This window comes from Pseudomonas sp. Seg1, from assembly GCF_018326005.1.
Classification (GTDB): Bacteria; Pseudomonadota; Gammaproteobacteria; order Pseudomonadales; family Pseudomonadaceae; genus Aquipseudomonas.
Genome location: NZ_AP021903.1, coordinates 5,421,183 through 5,438,496, shown reverse-complemented (window position 1 = coordinate 5,438,496; position 17,314 = coordinate 5,421,183). Strand labels below are relative to the sequence as shown.

The 17,314-nt window shown below is 58.3% G+C and carries 19 protein-coding genes; 12 read left to right on the top strand and 7 right to left on the bottom strand.

Annotated elements, in window-relative coordinates; translation table 11 throughout:
* Positions 1 to 105 precede the first annotated feature (105 nt).
* A complete protein-coding gene (locus tag KI231_RS24350; protein WP_007961596.1) occupies positions 106 to 540 on the bottom strand; it encodes a Z-ring associated ZapG family protein in 435 nt (144 codons plus the stop codon).
* A 144-nt stretch (positions 541 to 684) separates the two neighbouring features.
* Here KI231_RS24350 and KI231_RS24345 point away from each other — a divergent pair, with 144 nt between their 5' ends.
* From KI231_RS24345 to zapE, 3 genes are all read left to right on the top strand, one after another.
* Complete coding sequence (locus tag KI231_RS24345; protein WP_213028835.1) at positions 685 to 1,314, top strand: alpha/beta hydrolase; 630 nt, start codon at positions 685 to 687, stop codon at positions 1,312 to 1,314.
* A 24-nt stretch (positions 1,315 to 1,338) separates the two neighbouring features.
* Positions 1,339 to 2,694, top strand: a complete 1,356-nt coding sequence (locus KI231_RS24340; RefSeq protein ID WP_103306231.1) for a tryptophan--tRNA ligase — start codon at positions 1,339 to 1,341, stop codon at positions 2,692 to 2,694.
* A 90-nt stretch (positions 2,695 to 2,784) separates the two neighbouring features.
* Positions 2,785 to 3,879 carry a cell division protein ZapE gene (gene zapE / locus KI231_RS24335; RefSeq protein WP_103306230.1) on the top strand — a complete coding sequence of 365 codons (1,095 nt, stop codon included), beginning with the start codon at positions 2,785 to 2,787 and terminating at the stop codon, positions 3,877 to 3,879.
* A gap of 191 nt (positions 3,880 to 4,070) precedes the next feature.
* On the opposite strand, the gene KI231_RS24330 is transcribed toward zapE, so the two are convergent.
* Complete coding sequence (locus tag KI231_RS24330) at positions 4,071 to 4,967, bottom strand: GlxA family transcriptional regulator (RefSeq protein WP_169842445.1); 897 nt, start codon at positions 4,965 to 4,967, stop codon at positions 4,071 to 4,073.
* 250 nt (positions 4,968 to 5,217) lie between these two features.
* On the opposite strand from KI231_RS24330, the gene KI231_RS24325 reads away from it, so the two are divergent.
* Positions 5,218 to 6,354: an acyl-CoA dehydrogenase family protein gene (locus KI231_RS24325; RefSeq protein WP_103306228.1), complete on the top strand. Its 1,137-nt coding sequence runs from the start codon at positions 5,218 to 5,220 to the stop codon at positions 6,352 to 6,354.
* 135 nt (positions 6,355 to 6,489) lie between these two features.
* Here the strand turns inward: KI231_RS24325 and KI231_RS24320 are convergent, their stop codons facing one another.
* Positions 6,490 to 7,530: an NADP(H)-dependent aldo-keto reductase gene (locus KI231_RS24320; protein ID WP_213026549.1), complete on the bottom strand. Its 1,041-nt coding sequence runs from the start codon at positions 7,528 to 7,530 to the stop codon at positions 6,490 to 6,492.
* A gap of 245 nt (positions 7,531 to 7,775) precedes the next feature.
* Here KI231_RS24320 and rplM point away from each other — a divergent pair, with 245 nt between their 5' ends.
* The 7 genes from rplM to KI231_RS24285 all read left to right on the top strand — a co-directional run bounded on the left by rplM (position 7,776) and on the right by KI231_RS24285 (position 12,664).
* Positions 7,776 to 8,204: a 50S ribosomal protein L13 gene (rplM, locus tag KI231_RS24315; RefSeq protein ID WP_007917032.1), complete on the top strand. Its 429-nt coding sequence runs from the start codon at positions 7,776 to 7,778 to the stop codon at positions 8,202 to 8,204.
* 14 nt (positions 8,205 to 8,218) lie between these two features.
* The gene (rpsI, locus tag KI231_RS24310) at positions 8,219 to 8,611 is read left to right on the top strand and encodes a 30S ribosomal protein S9 (protein WP_003205364.1); all 393 of its coding nucleotides are present in this window, start codon (positions 8,219 to 8,221) and stop codon (positions 8,609 to 8,611) included.
* Positions 8,612 to 8,881: 270 nt separating this feature from the next.
* The gene (gene petA, locus KI231_RS24305; protein WP_003228055.1) at positions 8,882 to 9,475 is read left to right on the top strand and encodes a ubiquinol-cytochrome c reductase iron-sulfur subunit; all 594 of its coding nucleotides are present in this window, start codon (positions 8,882 to 8,884) and stop codon (positions 9,473 to 9,475) included.
* On the top strand, positions 9,475 to 10,686 hold the full coding sequence (locus tag KI231_RS24300; protein ID WP_103306226.1) for a cytochrome b: 1,212 nt from the start codon (positions 9,475 to 9,477) through the stop codon (positions 10,684 to 10,686). Before petA ends, KI231_RS24300 begins: the two co-directional genes overlap by 1 nt.
* Positions 10,686 to 11,468 (top strand): cytochrome c1, encoded by a 783-nt coding sequence (locus KI231_RS24295; protein ID WP_213026548.1) that lies wholly within the window; start codon positions 10,686 to 10,688, stop codon positions 11,466 to 11,468. The genes KI231_RS24300 and KI231_RS24295 overlap by 1 nt, the downstream gene beginning before the upstream one ends.
* Positions 11,469 to 11,616: 148 nt before the next feature.
* The gene (locus KI231_RS24290) at positions 11,617 to 12,234 is read left to right on the top strand and encodes a glutathione S-transferase N-terminal domain-containing protein (protein WP_007917025.1); all 618 of its coding nucleotides are present in this window, start codon (positions 11,617 to 11,619) and stop codon (positions 12,232 to 12,234) included.
* 16 nt (positions 12,235 to 12,250) lie between these two features.
* Complete coding sequence (locus KI231_RS24285) at positions 12,251 to 12,664, top strand: ClpXP protease specificity-enhancing factor (RefSeq protein ID WP_103306224.1); 414 nt, start codon at positions 12,251 to 12,253, stop codon at positions 12,662 to 12,664.
* Between the two features lie 50 nt (positions 12,665 to 12,714).
* Here the strand turns inward: KI231_RS24285 and KI231_RS24280 are convergent, their stop codons facing one another.
* From KI231_RS24280 to KI231_RS24265, 4 genes are all read right to left on the bottom strand, one after another.
* Positions 12,715 to 13,293: a BON domain-containing protein gene (locus KI231_RS24280; protein ID WP_103306223.1), complete on the bottom strand. Its 579-nt coding sequence runs from the start codon at positions 13,291 to 13,293 to the stop codon at positions 12,715 to 12,717.
* Positions 13,290 to 13,883 carry a phosphoheptose isomerase gene (locus KI231_RS24275; protein WP_008082788.1) on the bottom strand — a complete coding sequence of 198 codons (594 nt, stop codon included), beginning with the start codon at positions 13,881 to 13,883 and terminating at the stop codon, positions 13,290 to 13,292. Before KI231_RS24275 ends, KI231_RS24280 begins: the two co-directional genes overlap by 4 nt.
* Before the next feature lie 101 nt (positions 13,884 to 13,984).
* Positions 13,985 to 14,347: a YraN family protein gene (locus KI231_RS24270; protein WP_103306222.1), complete on the bottom strand. Its 363-nt coding sequence runs from the start codon at positions 14,345 to 14,347 to the stop codon at positions 13,985 to 13,987.
* Complete coding sequence (locus tag KI231_RS24265; RefSeq protein ID WP_103306221.1) at positions 14,347 to 16,158, bottom strand: penicillin-binding protein activator; 1,812 nt, start codon at positions 16,156 to 16,158, stop codon at positions 14,347 to 14,349. The genes KI231_RS24270 and KI231_RS24265 overlap by 1 nt, the downstream gene beginning before the upstream one ends.
* 177 nt (positions 16,159 to 16,335) lie before the next feature.
* Between KI231_RS24265 and rsmI the strand changes: the two genes are divergently transcribed.
* Complete coding sequence (gene rsmI / locus KI231_RS24260) at positions 16,336 to 17,241, top strand: 16S rRNA (cytidine(1402)-2'-O)-methyltransferase (protein WP_213026547.1); 906 nt, start codon at positions 16,336 to 16,338, stop codon at positions 17,239 to 17,241.
* The last annotated feature ends 73 nt before the right edge of the window (positions 17,242 to 17,314 follow it).

Here is a 17,314-nt window from a genome sequence, read left to right as displayed (position 1 = left end):
GCTTGCCCGCGATGAGGCCATCACTGGCGACACAAATCGGCGGATACAAAAAAGCCCCCGGACAACAACATTGTCCGGGGGCTTTTTCTTTGGTGCGAAGACTGATTACTTCTTCAAACCATAATGCTCATCGAGCATGCCTGGCGAGTTCGGGGCTTTCGGTGCGTAATCACGCGGTGGTTCCTGATCGCGCGGTGGCGTCAGGCGTTCGCGTGGTGCCTGCGCCGCGTCGGCGTGCAGGGCAGCGATCAGGCGTTGGCGGGTTTGCTCGTCCAGGGCCAGACGATTGGCGCCCTCGGCGAGGTGATCCTGCACTTCCTGATAGCTCTGGGTCAGTTTCTTGACCAGCATCGCGGTGCTGTTGAAGTGGGTGACCACCTCGTTTTGATAACTGTCGAAACGCTCCTGGATATCATCCAGTTGACGCTGCGTACGGCTCGGTGCGGCGTTTGGTGCAACGCGCGCGATCAGGAATCCAATGGCGACACCCACAACCAGGGCAAGAGTCGGTAACAACCAAACTAAGAGCGAGTGTTCCACGAGTCCTTCCTCTATAAACGGCTTTGCTTTACGTTAACGGCTCGAACCTGCGCTGTATACCGCGATTCACTTGCAATAGATTGGCACAGACAATTTGCTAGACGAGTCGACCCGATTCGAGGTCACGGAGTTCCTTCCTTGCTGATGCGTGAAACCCCTGTAGTGATTGACGGCCCGGTGGGTCAACTTGAGTCCCTGTACCTGGATAACGAGCAGCCAATCGGCATCGCGCTGATCTGCCATCCGAACCCGGTGCAGGGCGGCACCATGCTCAACAAGGTTGTCTCGACCCTGCAGCGCACCGCGCGCGACGCGGGTCTGATCACCTTGCGCTTCAACTATCGCGGCGTCGGCGCCAGCGAAGGGACGCACGACATGGGCACCGGCGAAGTCGATGACGCCCAGGCTGCCGCCGCATGGCTGCGGGAAAAACACCCGGATCTGCCGCTGACCCTGTTCGGTTTTTCCTTCGGCGGATTTGTTGCAGCAAGTCTCGGCGGGCGCCTCGAAGCGCAAGGCGTGCCGCTCAAGCACCTGTTCATGGTTGCCCCGGCGGTGATGCGTCTTGGCGAACAGGATCCACTGCCACAACACGGCGAACTCACCGTGATCCAGCCAGAAACCGACGAAGTCATCGATCCGCAACTGGTTTACGACTGGTCGGAACAACTCCTGCGCCCCCATGAGCTGCTGAAAGTGGCAGAATGCGGACACTTTTTTCATGGCAAGCTGACCGATCTCAAGGATCTGATCCTGCCGCGTCTTTCGAATTGATTGCAGTCTGACAAGCGATTACCCATGACGAACCGTACCCGCATCCTCACCGGCATCACCACCACCGGCACGCCGCACCTGGGCAACTACGCCGGCGCCATCCGCCCGGCGATTCTCGCCAGCCGCGACAGCAATGCCGATTCGTTCTACTTCCTGGCCGACTACCACGCCCTGATCAAATGCGATGACCCGCTGCGCATTCAGCGCTCGCGTCTGGAAATCGCCGCGACCTGGCTGGCCGGTGGCCTCGACGTTGATCGCGTGACCTTCTACCGTCAGTCCGACATTCCGGAAATCCCTGAACTGACCTGGCTGCTGACCTGCGTCGCCGCCAAGGGCCTGCTCAACCGCGCCCACGCCTACAAGGCTTCGGTGGACAAGAATGTCGAGACCGGCGAAGACCCGGATGCCGGCATCACCATGGGCCTCTACAGCTATCCGGTGCTGATGGCTGCGGACATTCTGATGTTCAACGCGCACAAGGTGCCGGTCGGTCGCGACCAGATCCAGCACGTGGAAATGGCCCGTGATATCGGCCAGCGCTTCAACCACTTGTTCGGTCAGGGCAAAGAATTTTTCACCATGCCCGAAGCGCTGATCGAGGAAAGTGTGGCGACGTTGCCAGGCCTCGACGGTCGCAAGATGTCGAAGAGCTACGACAACACCATCCCGTTGTTCTCCAGCGCCAAAGAGATGAAGGACGCGATTTCGCGGATCGTCACCGACTCCAAAGCTCCAGGCGAAGCCAAGGATCCGGACAACTCGCACCTGTTCACTCTGTTCCAGGCCTTCGCCACGCCGGCGCAATCCGACGAATTCCGCAGCGAACTGTTGGGCGGTCTGGGTTGGGGCGAGGCGAAGAACCGTCTGTTCCAGTTGCTCGACAACCAACTCGGCGAGGCTCGCGACAAGTATCACCAGTTGATCGAGCGTCCGGCTGATCTGGAAGACATCCTGCAGATCGGCGCGAAAAAGGCCCGTGCCGTGGCGACGCCGTTTCTCAACGAACTGCGCGAAGCCGTTGGCCTGCGCTCTTTCGTCAATCAGGTGCAGGTCGCCGCGACCACCAAGAAGAAAGCCGCGAAAGCCGCACGCTTCGTCAGTTTCCGTGAAGACGACGGCAGCTTCCGTTTCCGTCTGCTGGCGGCCGATGGCGAGCAACTGCTGCTGTCGCGCAACTTCGCCGACGGCAAAACCGCCGGCCAGGTGACCAAGCAACTGCAATCCGGCCAGCCTTTGGATGTGCGCAGCGAAGACCTGAGCTTCAGCGTGTGGCTGGAAGGCGAGTGCGTCGGCGACAGCCCGGCGTTCGCCGATGTTGCTGCGCGGGATGCGGCCGTCGAGGCCTTGCGGATCGCTCTGACACCGGTTCAGGAATAATCAACGGGCCGGCCCGACCAAGGGCTGATTGCCATTCCCACGGGCCGTCGCTACAGTGACGGCCCGTTTTTGTTGCCTTGCTAACGAATTATGACGCCCCTAGAACGATACCAAGCTGATCTGAAACGCCCGGACTTCTTCCATGATGCCGCGCAGGAAACTGCTGTGCGTCATTTGCAGCGCCTGTACGAGGATCTGATCGCCGCCGATCAGAACAAGCCGGGCCTGCTGAGCAAACTGTTTGGCAAAAAGGATCAGACCCCGGTCAAGGGCCTGTATTTCTGGGGCGGCGTGGGTCGCGGCAAAACTTACCTGGTCGACACCTTCTTCGAAGCGCTGCCGTTCAAGGAAAAGACCCGCACCCACTTCCACCGCTTCATGAAGCGTGTGCACGAAGAGATGAAAACCCTCGGCGGCGAGAAAAACCCGCTGACCATCATCGCCAAGCGTTTTGCGACTGAGTCGCGGGTCATCTGCTTCGATGAGTTCTTCGTTTCCGACATCACCGACGCGATGATCCTCGGCACGCTGATGGAAGAGCTGTTCAAAAACGGCGTGACCCTGGTCGCGACCTCGAACATCGTTCCGGATGGTCTGTACAAGGATGGCCTGCAGCGTGCGCGCTTCCTGCCAGCCATCGCGCTGATCAAGCAGAACACCGATATCGTCAACGTCGACAGCGGCGTCGACTACCGTCTGCGTCACCTCGAACAAGCGGAACTGTTCCACTATCCGCTCGACGAAGCCGCGCACGAAAGTCTGCGCAAGAGCTTCAAAGCGCTGACACCGGAATGCACTGCGGCCGTGGAAAACGATGTGTTGATCATCGAAAACCGCGAAATCCGCGCCCTGCGCACCTGCGATGACGTGGCCTGGTTCGACTTCCGCGAACTGTGCGACGGCCCGCGCAGCCAGAACGATTACATCGAACTGGGAAAAATCTTCCACGCCGTGCTGCTCAGCGGTGTCGAGCAGATGAGCGTCACCACCGACGACATCGCCCGACGCTTCATCAACATGGTCGACGAGTTTTACGACCGTAACGTCAAGCTGATCATTTCTGCTGAAGTCGAGCTGAAGGATCTGTACACCGGTGGACGTTTGAACTTCGAGTTCCAGCGCACGCTGAGCCGTCTGCTGGAGATGCAATCGCACGAATTCCTGTCGCGGGCGCACAAGCCTTAAGCGGATTCGCCAAAAAAAGGGCCTGCAATTGCAGGCCTTTTTTATGCGCTGAAGAACAGCTCGAATGCACCGCAATCCCTGTGGGAGCCGGCTTGCCAGCGATGGCGTCGTGTCAGGTGATATTTATGTCTCTGACAAACCGCTATCGCTGGCAAGCCAGCTCCCACAGGTTTTGTATTTGCTTCGGGGGGTTAAGCAGCCTGCTGAAACTGCTGCCGATACTGGTTCGGCGACAGTTCGGTGTGCTGGCGGAACAATCGCGCAAAGAAGCTCGCATCGTCGTAACCGACTTCATAGCTGATGGTCTTGATGCTCTTGCGACTGCCGGACAGCAAGCCTTTGGCCGTCTCGATGCGCAGACGTTGCAGGTAGTGCAGCGGCTTGTCGCCCGTCGCGGTCTGGAAGCGGCGCATGAAATTGCGGATGCTCATGCCGTGCTCGCGGGCCACGTCTTCGAAGCGGAACTTGTCGGCGAAGTGCTCTTCAAGCCAGTGCTGGATCTGCAGGATGATCACGTCCTGATGCAGCTTCTGGCCGCCGAAACCGATACGTCCCGGCGAATAGCTGCGCTGCACTTCATAGAGGATGTCGCGGGCCACGGCCTGCGCCACGTTGGCCCCGCAGAAACGTTCGATCAGGTAGATGTAGAGGTCACACGCCGAAGTAGTGCCGCCGGCGCAATACAGATTGTCGGCGTCCGTCAGGTGTTTGTCCTGATTGAGGTAAACCTTCGGGAAGCGCTCGGCGAAGGCATTGAAGAAGCGCCAGTAGGTGGTCGCTTCCTTGCCGTTGAGCAGCCCGGCCTCGGCCAGCCAGAACACCCCGGTGGCTTCGCCGCATAACACGGCGCCCCGTGCATGCTGCTCGCGCAACCATGGCAGGACTTGTGGATAACGGCTGCATAGCGTGTCGAAATCGTCCCAGAACGCTGGAAGGATAATCACGTCGGCGTTTTCCAGACCGCCGTCCACCGGCATCACGACGTCACTGAAACTGTTCACCGGTTTGCCGTCGGGGCTGACGAGGCGGGTTTCAAACGCCGGTGTCAGGCCGTGGCCCAGTTGTTTGCCGTAACGCAGGCTGGCCAGATGGAAGAAATCCTTGGCTTGCATGAGAGTGGAGGCGAAAACCCGGTCGATAGCCAGGATGCTGACGCGCCGCAAGGGCGTGGAGACTTGCTTAGACATAATTCAACTTTTGTTTTGTTTTTATAAGGGAAAGTGGTCACCAGACGGCTGGATCGTCTTATTTTTTGTCGGATGTGTCCAGTGTCCTGTATCGGAGGCGAGGCTTAGTCTCTGAAGGTCATAACCCTCCAACAAGAAAGAAAGGTGCCGCATGATCCCCAGAACCTTGTTCAGCTCCGAGCACGAATTGTTCCGCGACAGCGTACGAACCTTCCTCGAAAAAGAGGCCGTGCCGTTCCATGCTCAGTGGGAAAAACAAGGCCATATCGACCGCAAGCTGTGGAACAAGGCAGGGGAGGCGGGGATGCTCTGCTCGCATCTGCCGGAAGAATACGGCGGGCTGGGGGCGGATTTTCTTTACAGCGCGGTGGTGATCGAGGAGGTCGGTCGATTGGGCCTGACCGGGATCGGTTTCTCGCTTCATTCGGACATCGTTGCACCGTACATCCTGCATTACGGCAGTGAAACGCTGAAGCACAAATACCTGCCGAAACTGGTCTCGGGCGAAATGGTCACGGCCATTGCCATGACCGAGCCGGGTGCCGGCTCCGACCTGCAGGGCGTGAAGACCACCGCCGTGCTGGACGGCGATGAATATGTGATCAACGGTTCGAAAACCTTCATCACCAACGGCTTTCTCGCCGATCTGGTCATCGTCGTCGCCAAGACCGATCCGAAGGCCGGCGCCAAGGGCACCAGCCTGTTTCTGGTCGAGGCGAATACGCCGGGCTTCGAGAAGGGCAAGCGCTTGGAGAAGGTCGGTATGAAGGCCCAGGACACGTCGGAATTGTTCTTCCAGGATGTGCGCGTACCGAAAGAAAACTTGCTGGGGCAGGCCGGGGCGGGGTTTGCCTATTTGATGCAGGAGTTGCCGCAGGAACGTTTGACCGTGGCGATCGGCGGTCTGGCCTCAGCCGAGGCTGCGCTGAAGTGGACGCTGGATTACACCCGTGATCGCAAGGCGTTCGGCAAGGCGATTGCCGATTTCCAGAACACGCGCTTCAAGCTGGCGGAGATGGCAACTGAAATCCAGATCGGTCGAGTGTTCGTCGATAAATGTCTGGAACTGCACCTGCAAGGCAAGCTCGACGTGCCGACGGCGGCGATGGCGAAATACTGGGGCACCGACCTGCAATGCAAGGTGCTCGACGAGTGCGTGCAGTTGCACGGCGGTTACGGCTTCATGTGGGAATACCCGGTAGCCCGGGCGTGGGCGGATGCGCGCGTGCAGCGGATTTATGCCGGCACCAATGAAATCATGAAGGAGATTATTGCGCGGTCGCTGTAATACAGCGGGATGATGATCGTTCCCACGCTCTGCGTGGGAATGCCGCCATGGACGCTCTGCGTCCGCTTTGGGAGTGACGCGGAGCGTCATGGTATGCGTTCCCACGCAGAGCGTGGGAACGATCATCTTCCTGGATTACGGTGCAGGATTCGGATGATCCTTGTGAATCGCCTCGATCCCCGCCAGCACTTCATCGGAAAGCTTCAGATCGAAGCTGGCAATGTTGCTGTCCAGTTGCTCAAGCGTCGTCGCGCCAATGATGTTGCTGGTGACGAACGGTTGCTGAGTGACGAACGCCAACGCCATTTGCGCCGGATCCAGACCGTGCTCTCGGGCCAGCGCGACATAACGGCTGCACGCTGCTTCGGATTGCGCATTGAAATAGCGGCTGAAGCGGCTGTAAAGGCTCAGGCGGCCTTTTGGCGGACGCGCACCACCTTCGTATTTGCCCGACAGGAAGCCGAACGCCAGCGGCGAATAGGCGAGCAACCCGCACTGTTCGCGAATGGCGACTTCCGCCAGGCCGACTTCAAAGCTGCGGTTTAGCAGGTTGTACGGGTTCTGGATCGACACCGCACGCGGCCAGCCACGAGCTTCGGCCAAGGCGAGAAAACGCATGGTGCCCCATGGCGTTTCGTTGGACAGGCCGATGTGGCGGATCTTGCCGGCCTTAACCTGCTCGTCGAGTGCTTCGAGGGTGTCTTCGAGCGGGGTGAGGTTGGCTTCGATCTTGTGTTTGTAGCCCAACTGCCCGAAAAAGTTGGTGCTGCGCTCAGGCCAGTGCAATTGGTAAAGGTCGATGTAGTCGGTCTGCAGGCGCTTGAGGCTGGCATCTACCGCTTCGGTGATGTGCTGGCGGTTGTGGCGCAGGTTTTTGTCGCGGATGTAATCGATAGTGTTGCCGGGACCGGCGATCTTGCTGGCGAGGATCCAGTCGGCGCGGTCGCCGCGACTTTTGAAGTAATTGCCGATGTAGCGCTCGGTGGTGGCGTAGGTTTCGGCTTTTGGCGGCACCGGATACATTTCGGCGGTGTCGATGAAATTGATCCCGGCCTCTTTGGCCCGTTCGATCTGCGCGAAGGCTTCAGCTTCAGTGTTTTGCTCGCCCCAGGTCATGGTGCCGAGGCAGATTGCACTCACGTTCAGGTCGGTACGGCCTAGCTGGCGATAGTCCATCGGGTGCTCCTTGGGCAAAACAATCATAAAAGCAGGTTGAAATATTTTTCGCAATCTGCATAATTGCCGACCTCTTTCTGCAGTGGAAGTGATGCGCCGCCGCCGAAGAATCTTGCCGTTGAACGGACGCGCCGACCCGAGCCCCCGAAAGCGTCTGTATCCGGCTGCCTTTGACTTGTCAAAGTACGCACTATTCAGTAAGATCCGCCGTCTAATTTACAGGGCGGCCCCTGAGGCTATAAAGAATGAAAACTTTTACTGCTAAACCGGAAACAGTAAAGCGCGACTGGTTTGTCGTCGACGCTGCTGGTCAGACCCTGGGTCGTCTGGCCACCGAAATCGCGAGCCGTCTGCGTGGCAAGCACAAGCCTGAGTACACTCCTCACGTTGACACCGGCGACTACATCGTCGTAATCAACGCTGAGCAGATCCGTGTTACCGGTGCTAAAACCACTGACAAAATGTACTACTCCCACTCCGGTTTCCCGGGCGGCATCAAGTCGATCAACTTTGAAAAGCTGATCGCCAAAGCCCCTGAGCGCGTGATCGAGACCGCGGTTAAAGGCATGCTGCCTAAAAACCCACTGGGTCGCGACATGTACCGTAAGCTGAAAGTCTATGCGGGCGCTGCACACCCACATACTGCTCAGCAGCCCCAAGAACTGAAGTTTTAACGGAATAGTACATTATGTCGGCGACTCAAAATTACGGCACTGGCCGTCGCAAGACCGCAACCGCACGCGTTTTCCTGCGTCCGGGTACTGGTAACATCTCCATCAACAACCGTTCGCTGGATAACTTCTTCGGCCGCGAAACTGCCCGCATGGTAGTTCGTCAGCCGCTGGAGCTGACCGAGACTGTCGAGAAGTTCGACATCTACGTCACCGTGATCGGCGGTGGTGTAAGTGGCCAAGCTGGCGCAATCCGCCACGGCATCACTCGCGCTCTGATGGACTACGACGAAACCCTGCGTGGCGCTCTGCGCAAAGCTGGCTTCGTTACTCGCGACGCCCGTGAAGTTGAACGTAAGAAAGTTGGTCTGCGTAAAGCGCGTAAGCGTCCGCAGTACTCGAAGCGTTAATTTCGCTTCCACGTTCAAAAAGAACGCCCGATTCCTCACGGAACCGGGCGTTTTTTTATGCCTGCGATTTATCAAAAGAATTGCGCTGTGACAACTTGCCACATTCGTAGACCCCCTATACTGCAAGGCTTGAGGGTGAGAGCTCCGGGTAATTCCCTTGTCAGAATTGGGGCTTTTCATTACCATCTCGGCAAAATTTTTATAAGTAACATTGATTTATTTAGTAGATGCCTGATTTAACAGGCCACAAAGCTGATGGGAGAGGACTGAATGAGCAATGACGGCGTGAATGCAGGCCGGCGTCGCTTCTTGGTAGCAGCCACATCCGTGGTGGGTGCTGCAGGAGCGGTGGGGGCTGCGGTCCCGTTCGTGGGGTCATGGTTTCCCAGTGCCAAGGCGAAAGCCGCCGGTGCACCGGTGAAAGTGAATGTCAGCAAAATCGAGCCAGGGCAGCAGATGATTGCTGAGTGGCGCGGCCAGCCGGTGTTCATTGTTCGTCGTACTGCGGAAATCCTGGGGAATCTCAAGAAGATCGAGGGCCAGCTCTCCGATCCAACCTCCAAAAACTCCACGCAACCTACCTATGTCGACCCTGAGGTGCGATCGATCAAGCCGGAAATTCTCCTGCTGATCGGGATCTGCACGCACCTGGGTTGCTCACCGACCTTCCGTCCCGAAGTGGCACCTGCGGATCTGGGTAAAGACTGGGTGGGCGGTTATTTCTGCCCGTGCCACGGTTCCCACTACGATCTGGCTGGCCGCGTCTACAAGTCGCAACCTGCGCCTTTGAACCTGCCAGTTCCCCCGCATTCCTATGAGACCGATGACCTGATTGTCATTGGCGTCGATACGGAGAAAGCGTGATGAGCAAGTTCATGGATTGGGTTGATGCGCGCTTCCCTGCGACCAAGATGTGGGAAGACCATCTCAGCAAGTATTACGCTCCAAAAAACTTCAACTTCTTCTATTTCTTCGGCTCGCTGGCGCTGCTGGTGCTGGTCAACCAGATTGTCACCGGTGTCTGGCTGACGATGAGCTACACGCCATCAGCAGAAGAAGCGTTCGCTTCCGTCGAATACATCATGCGCGATGTCGAGTACGGCTCGATCCTGCGTCTATTGCACTCGACCGGCGCCTCGGCGTTCTTCATCGTGGTCTATCTGCACATGTTCCGTGGCTTGCTCTACGGTTCGTACCAGAAGCCGCGTGAACTGGTCTGGGTGTTCGGCATGCTGATCTACCTGGCGCTGATGGCTGAAGCCTTCATGGGTTATCTGTTGCCTTGGGGGCAGATGTCCTACTGGGGTGCCCAGGTGATCATCTCGCTGTTCGGTGCGATTCCGGTCATCGGTAACGACCTGACTCAGTGGATTCGCGGTGACTACCTGATCTCCGGGATCACCCTGAACCGCTTCTTCGCCTTGCACGTTGTCGCTCTGCCGATCGTGATTCTCGGTCTGGTGGTGCTGCACATCCTGGCGCTGCACGAAGTCGGCTCGAACAACCCGGATGGCGTCGATATCAAGAAACACAAAGACGAAAACGGCATCCCGCTGGACGGCATTGCGTTCCACCCTTACTACACCGTGAAAGACATTGTCGGTGTCGTAGTGTTCCTGTTCATCTTCTGCTTTATCGTGTTCTTCTTCCCGGAAATGGGCGGCTACTTCCTCGAAAAACCAAACTTCGAGCAGGCTAACCCATTCAAGACGCCAGAGCACATTGCGCCGGTCTGGTACTTCACGCCGTTCTACGCGATCCTGCGGGCAATCCCGGACAAGCTCATGGGTGTTATCGCCATGGGTGCGGCAATCGCAGTGCTATTTGTCTTGCCTTGGCTCGACCGCAGTCCGGTCAAGTCGATGCGCTACAAAGGCTGGATGAGCAAAATCTGGCTGGTAGTGTTCTGCATTTCGTTCGTGATTCTCGGCATTCTGGGCGTTCTCGCTCCGACACCTGAGCGCACGCTGGTATCGCAGATCTGCACGTTCCTGTACTTCGCCTACTTCATTCTGATGCCGTTCTACACCAGGCTCGAGAAGACCAAAAAGGTTCCGGAAAGGGTGACTGGCTGATGAAAAAGTTATTTTTTGCTCTGATTTTTGCTGCTCTGCCAGTGCTGTCCTTCGCCGCTGAACATGGTGGTCCGGAGCTGGAAAAAGTCGACATCGACGTTTCCGACAAGGCTGCGTTGCAGGATGGCGCGCGTACCTTTGCCAACTATTGCATGGGTTGCCACAGTGCCAAGTTCCAACGTTACGAGCGAGTTGCCGATGATCTCGGCGTACCTCATGAGCTGATGCTGGAGAAGCTGGTGTTCACCGGTGCCAAGATCGGTGATCACATGAGCATCGGCATGCAGCCGGCCGACGCCAAGACCTGGTTCGGCGCTGCGCCACCGGATCTGACGCTGGTCGCTCGTGTGCGTGGCACTGACTGGCTCTACGGTTACCTGAAGTCGTTCTACGAAGATCCGGCACGTCCATGGGGCGTGAACAACAAGGTTTTCCCGAACGTCGGCATGCCCAACGTACTGGTCGGCCTGCAAGGTCGTCAGGTCGTGGGCTGCAAACAGGTGCAGATCGTCGAAGACGGCAAGAAGCAATATGATCCGCTGACCGGTACGCCGCTGACTCATGAAGCGTGCGATCAGCTGACCATCGTGCCGAAGTCCGGTGCTCTGAACGAAGAGCAGTTCGATGAGAAGGTCAAGAATCTGGTAACCTTCCTGGCTTACTCGGCTAACCCGGTTAAGCTGCAACATCAGCGCATCGGTACTTACGTCTTGCTGTACCTGGCGTTCTTCTTTGTGTTCGCCTATCTGCTCAAGCGTGAATACTGGAAAGACGTGCACTGATACGCTTCAAAAGCATTGCTGTTAATCGCGCGCGCCCAAGGGCGTCTCCGATAGCGCAACGTCTGGTCAGCCAGGTGTTGCGGGAGGCGCCCTCTGGGCGCGCGCGTTTTTCCGGTTCCGATAATTTCAACAAGCGAGGAGGATCGCCATGGGCGTGACCAATCGGTTGGCCTGTTACTCCGACCCCGCCGACCACTATTCCCACCGAGTGCGCATTGTGCTCGCAGAGAAGGGTGTCAGCGCCGAGATCATTTATGTGGAAGCTGGTCGCCAGCCGCCTAAACTGATTGAGGTGAACCCTTACGGAAGCCTGCCCACGCTGGTCGATCGCGACCTGGCGTTGTGGGAGTCGACCGTGGTGATGGAATATCTGGATGAGCGTTACCCGCACCCGCCGTTGATGCCGGTTTATCCGGTGGCGCGTGCCAACAGTCGTCTGCTGATTCACCGCATTCAGCGTGACTGGTGTGGTCTGGTGGATCTGATTCTGGATCCCAAGTCCAAGGAGGCCGCGCGTGTCGTGGCGCGCAAGGAATTGCGTGAAAGCCTGACGGGCGTGTCGCCGCTGTTTGCCGACAAGCCGTTTTTCCTCAGTGAGGAACAAAGTCTGGTGGATTGCTGCCTATTGCCAATACTCTGGCGTTTGCCGATTCTGGGTATTGAACTGCCGCGGCCAGCCAAGCCGTTGCTTGATTATATGGAGCGCTCGTTTGCGCGTGAGGCTTTCCAGGCGAGTCTGTCTGGTGTCGAACGCGATATGCGCTAAGGCTTAAGGAGCCGCTATGAACTCCAGTCGACCTTATCTGGTCCGCGCGCTCTACGAGTGGATTGTGGATAACGATTGCACCCCGCACATGCTGGTCAATTCCGAGTACCCGGCCGTGCAGGTGCCGCAGGGTTTCGCCAGTGACGGGCAGATTGTCCTGAACATCTCACCCAGTGCCGTGCGTCATCTGCACATGGACAACGACGTGGTGACCTTCGAGGGGCGCTTCGGCGGCGTCCCGCACAGTCTGTACGTGCCGATCAGCGCCATCCTGGGTATCTATGCCCGGGAAAACGGTCAGGGCATGGTGTTCGATATCGAGTCGCCGATGGATGACGAAGATGATATCGAGCAGGACGATGACCTGCCGCCACCGGACAGCGAGCCGCCGCGCCCAAGCGGTCGGCCAAGTTTGAAAGTGGTGAAATAAAAAAAGGCGATCCGGATGGATCGCCTTTTTTATGATCTGCAGGGTGCGTATCAGTCGATGTACTCAAACAGTTTTACAATCTTCTGTACGCCGGAAACGCCCTGTACCAAGTTGGTCGCTTGCGCCGCTTCCTGCTTGGTCAGCAGGCCCAGCAGATAAACGATGCCGTTCTCGGTCACGACCTTGATGCGCGAGCCGGGAATGCTGGCGTCGGTGAGCATCTGGGTCTTGATCTTGGTGGTCAGCCACGCGTCGTTCTGACGAGCCAGCAGGGAGGAGGGCTGCAGCACTTGCAGTTCGTTGTGGACCTTCTTCACGCGCTGCACGTTGGCGGCGGCCTGTTCGGCCTTGGCCTTGAGGTCTTCGCGGGGCGTCTGACCGGCCAGCAGCACAACGCCGTTGAAGCTGGTGACGACGATGTGTGAGTCGTTGTCCAGAGCCGGGTCGGCCTTGGCCACGTTCACGCCTACTTTGGTTTCGATCAGCGAATCGTCGATCTTGCTGCCGAAGGTGCGGGTGCCACGGTCGTCTTCAATCGGCGCTTCGCGGCTGGCATTCACCACCGAGGTGCAGCCGCTGATGCCGAGGCACAGGGTCAAGGCCAGAAGGCCAAGGCGATTAGGGGTCATTCTTCACTCCCGAACAGTTGGCTGTCGATCAGATCGCAGAGGCAATGGATCGCCAGCAAGTGGACTTCTTGAATACGTGCAGTGACGTTGGCCGGTACGCGAATCTCGACGTCCTCGGGCAACAGCAGCGACGCCATGCCGCCGCCATCGCGTCCGGTCAAAGCTACGACAATCATTTCGCGATCATGTGCGGCCTGGATCGCTTGAATAATGTTCGCCGAGTTACCGCTGGTCGAAATCGCCAGTAATACGTCGCCTGGTTGACCGAGTGCGCGGATCTGCTTGGAGAACACTTCGTTGTAGCTGTAGTCGTTGGCGATCGAGGTGATCGTCGACGTATCGGTGGTCAGGGCGATGGCCGGCAGGCTTGGACGCTCACGCTCGAAGCGGTTGAGCAACTCCGAAGAGAAATGCTGGGCGTCGCCGGCAGAGCCGCCGTTGCCGCAGGAGAGCATTTTGCCTTCGTTGAGCAGGGCGTTGACCATGATCTGGCTGGCTTGCTCGATGTGCGGTGCAAGTACGTCCATCGCCTGTTGCTTGGTGTCGATACTGGCCTGGAAAAGCTGGCGAATTCGGGATTGCATGTCCATCTGTGTGACCTTAAGTAGCGCGGCTGTCCGGCACATGAATGTGCAGCCCGCAAAGCAAAGAGCAAAATTTGTCGGATGAAAAAGTCCGGGTTGGCTGCAGGTCAACTGTCGAAAGCATTCTGCAACCAGTTCAGCTGACTCGGATGGCTGTCGATGGCCACCACGTCGAAGCGGCAGGGGGAATTGGCCCAGCGCGACTCGCGCTGAAGAAAATACTGCGCAGCGAAAATCAGTTTCTGCTGCTTGCGCGCATCGATGCTAGCGAGCGCGCCACCCCATTGAGTGTTTTTTCTGTAGCGAACTTCAACGAATACTACTGTATCGCCATCAAGCATGACCAGATCAAGCTCGCCGCGTTTGCATAACCAGTTCTGCGCCAATAGGCGCAGACCTTGATCCTGCAGATGCTCGAGCGCCTGGCGCTCGGCATCTTTACCGCTTTGCGAGCGTGACCTGTCAGGCATCAGCGTGGCGTATCCGGCAGGCGTTGTACCTGACCGCTGACGAACTGCGCCCAAGGCAACTGACGCACAACGCGCTGGGTCTGGGTCATGCCGAGGCTGCCCGACTCACCATCGATGCGGCTGTCCGGCAAGGCTTTAAGTTGGCCCAGGCGTGGCGCCAGGCGGTAGGCGTCCACGCCCATCGCGTACAGACGACCGAGGCTGCCTGCCGCTTGCGGCCACTGTGCAACCACTTGCTGGCGCAGTGGATCGCTGGTTTCCAACAGCCATGGGGTTTCGCAGAAGCGAATGCCGTTCATGTCGTTGTATTGGTTGACGTCACCGCTGGCGCTGTACACGTGCGAGGTTGCATACACAGGAACGTCACCGGCGTACTGGAAGTTCAGGGTCGGCTTGATCTGCTGCGCTTGCTGCGGGGTTGCAGCGAGGAAGATGAACTCGATGTCCTGACGGCGCGAAGGCTGTGCGGCGACGTTGGTGCCGGCAGCATTTTGCAGGCTCTTGGCGCGGGCTTCACTCTGGCGCAGCTGGAACATGTCGGCGATCTGCTGGGCCAGTTGCACTGGCTGATCAACACGTTCGGTGGCAACGATGCTGCCACCATTCGCCTGCCAGTCCTGGCTGAACGCACGCAATACGCGGTCGCCCCATTCGCCTTTCGGCACCATGATTGCGGCGCGGTGCAGGCCATCGGCGCGAGCGCGACGGGACACTTCACGGGCTTCGTCTTCAGCCGCCAGACCAAACTGGAACAGTTGCGCCGGACCTTGATCGCCTTCGCTGTAGTTCAGCGCGAGGGTGGTGATCGGCAGTTGCGGACGGGTGCTCAGTTGTTTGACCAGTGGTTTTTCCAGCGGGCCGACGACCAGTTGCACGCCGTCAGCCTGAGCCTTGCGGTAGAACTCGTCCATCGAAGTCAGCTTGGAGCTGTCGTAGAACTCGATCGCTGGCGGCTTTTGCCCGGCCTGTTGAGCCTGGTAGTGCGCAGCCATGAAGCCTTCACGCAGAGCCTTGCCGACTGCGGCCAGTTGGCCGTCCTGCGGCAACAGCAGGGCGATCTTGCTCAGTGGCTGGCTGGCCAGTTCCTTGAGCTTGGTCAATGGCAGCGGCAGGTTGATGGCGGCCGGGTGCTTTGGATTCTGCGCACGCCAGGCGTCGATCGCTGCTTGCTGCTGTTCCAGGGTGCCGGCGGATTTCACTGCCATGGCCAGGCCCATCCAGCCGCCGAGATCGTCGGTGGTGTTCGGTTGCAGTTGGTCGGTTGGCAGCGAGCCAATCAGGGTCCAGATCGCTTCGTGGTTTTTGCTGGCGGCTTCGCCTTGCAGCATCGGTGCGATGAACACACGTTCACGAGCGGCAGCCAGTGTCTGGCCATCGGCTTCAAGGGCGCGGGCATGTACGGTGCCGGTGCGTACTTGTTGCTCTTCTGGCATCTCGCCCAGGTGTTGCAGGCTTGGATGGCTCAGTGCAGTCAGCGCGGCTTTCGGCTGATTGCGGGTCATGGCCAGCTCAGCATTCAAGGTGCTGGCGAAAATCTGCTGGCCTGGCTTCAGTTGCTCCATCGGCACTTGTTGCAGGATTTGCGCGGACTGTCCGGCATTGCCCTGGCGATAAGCCAGGTCCGCAGCGCTCAGGCGCAACAGGGCGGCTTTTTCCGGGGTTTTCGCCTGACTAGCCTGTTCGAGCAGTTGCTCGATGCTGGCATCCGGGGTCCGTGGAAGTTCGCCAAGGCTGGAGGAAGGGGAGCTGGCGCAAGCCGCCAACAAGGCAGCGAGGCAGAGGGCAGTGAACAGCCGCAGGCAAGCGATCATGTAAGTGTTCCTGATACTCGATCAAATTAGCGTCGAATTGTACCCAAGCACTGGCCGGGGCGCGATGTTACTGGTGTGAATCAGGCAATTTAGCTGGAGTAAATGTTGCGTCAGTGCACAACGACACGCAAAACCGAGCATGGGCGGTGCACGTCGCAAGCCTCGTGACGCGTTACAATGCCGCCTTTTACCCATCACGAGGTGTGCGCTTTGACTGCTCCAGGTCCTTTGAATTCCGCTGCTGGCTCGCTTTATGTGGTGGCGACGCCCATCGGCAACCTGGACGACATCAGCGCCCGGGCCCTGAAAATTCTCCGCGAAGTGTCGTTGATCGCTGCCGAAGACACGCGTCATTCGCAGCGACTGATGCAGCACTTCGGGATTTCCACGCCGTTGGCTGCCTGTCACGAACATAACGAACGAGATGAAGGTAGTCGCTTTATTACCCGCTTGCTGGGAGGTGACAACGTCGCGCTGATTTCGGATGCCGGTACGCCGCTGATTTCTGATCCGGGTTACCACCTGGTGCGTCAGGCCCGTGCTGCCGGGATCAATGTAGTGCCGGTTCCTGGCGCGTGTGCGTTGATCGCCGCGCTGTCGGCCGCAGGTCTGCCATCTGACCGTTTCATCTTCGAAGGTTTTCTCCCAGCCAAGTCGGTCGGCCGCAAGGCGCGCCTGGAAGCTGTCAAGGAAGAGCCGCGCACGTTGATCTTCTACGAAGCTCCGCACCGTATTCTTGAATGTCTGCAGGATATGGAGGCGGTGTTCGGTGGTGAGCGTCAGGCCTTGCTAGCCCGTGAAATAACCAAAACCTTCGAAACGCTTAAAGGTTTGCCGCTGGCTGAGCTGCGCGCGTTCGTTGAATCCGACAGCAATCAGCAGCGCGGCGAATGCGTCGTGCTGGTGGCCGGCTGGAGCGCGCCAGAGTCCGAAGATGCCGTCAGCAGCGAGGCGATGCGCATCCTCAATCTGTTGCTTGAGGAGATGCCGCTCAAGCGTGCCGCCGCGCTGGCAGCGCAGATTACCGGCGAGCGTAAAAACGTGCTGTATCAGGTCGCGCTCGACAAACAAAAAGACGTGTAAGCCGTCGCCCATAACGCTCTTGGGGCTTTTAGCGCTTGTTCTTCGGCCGCTCTGCCGTTAACCTTCGCGGCGG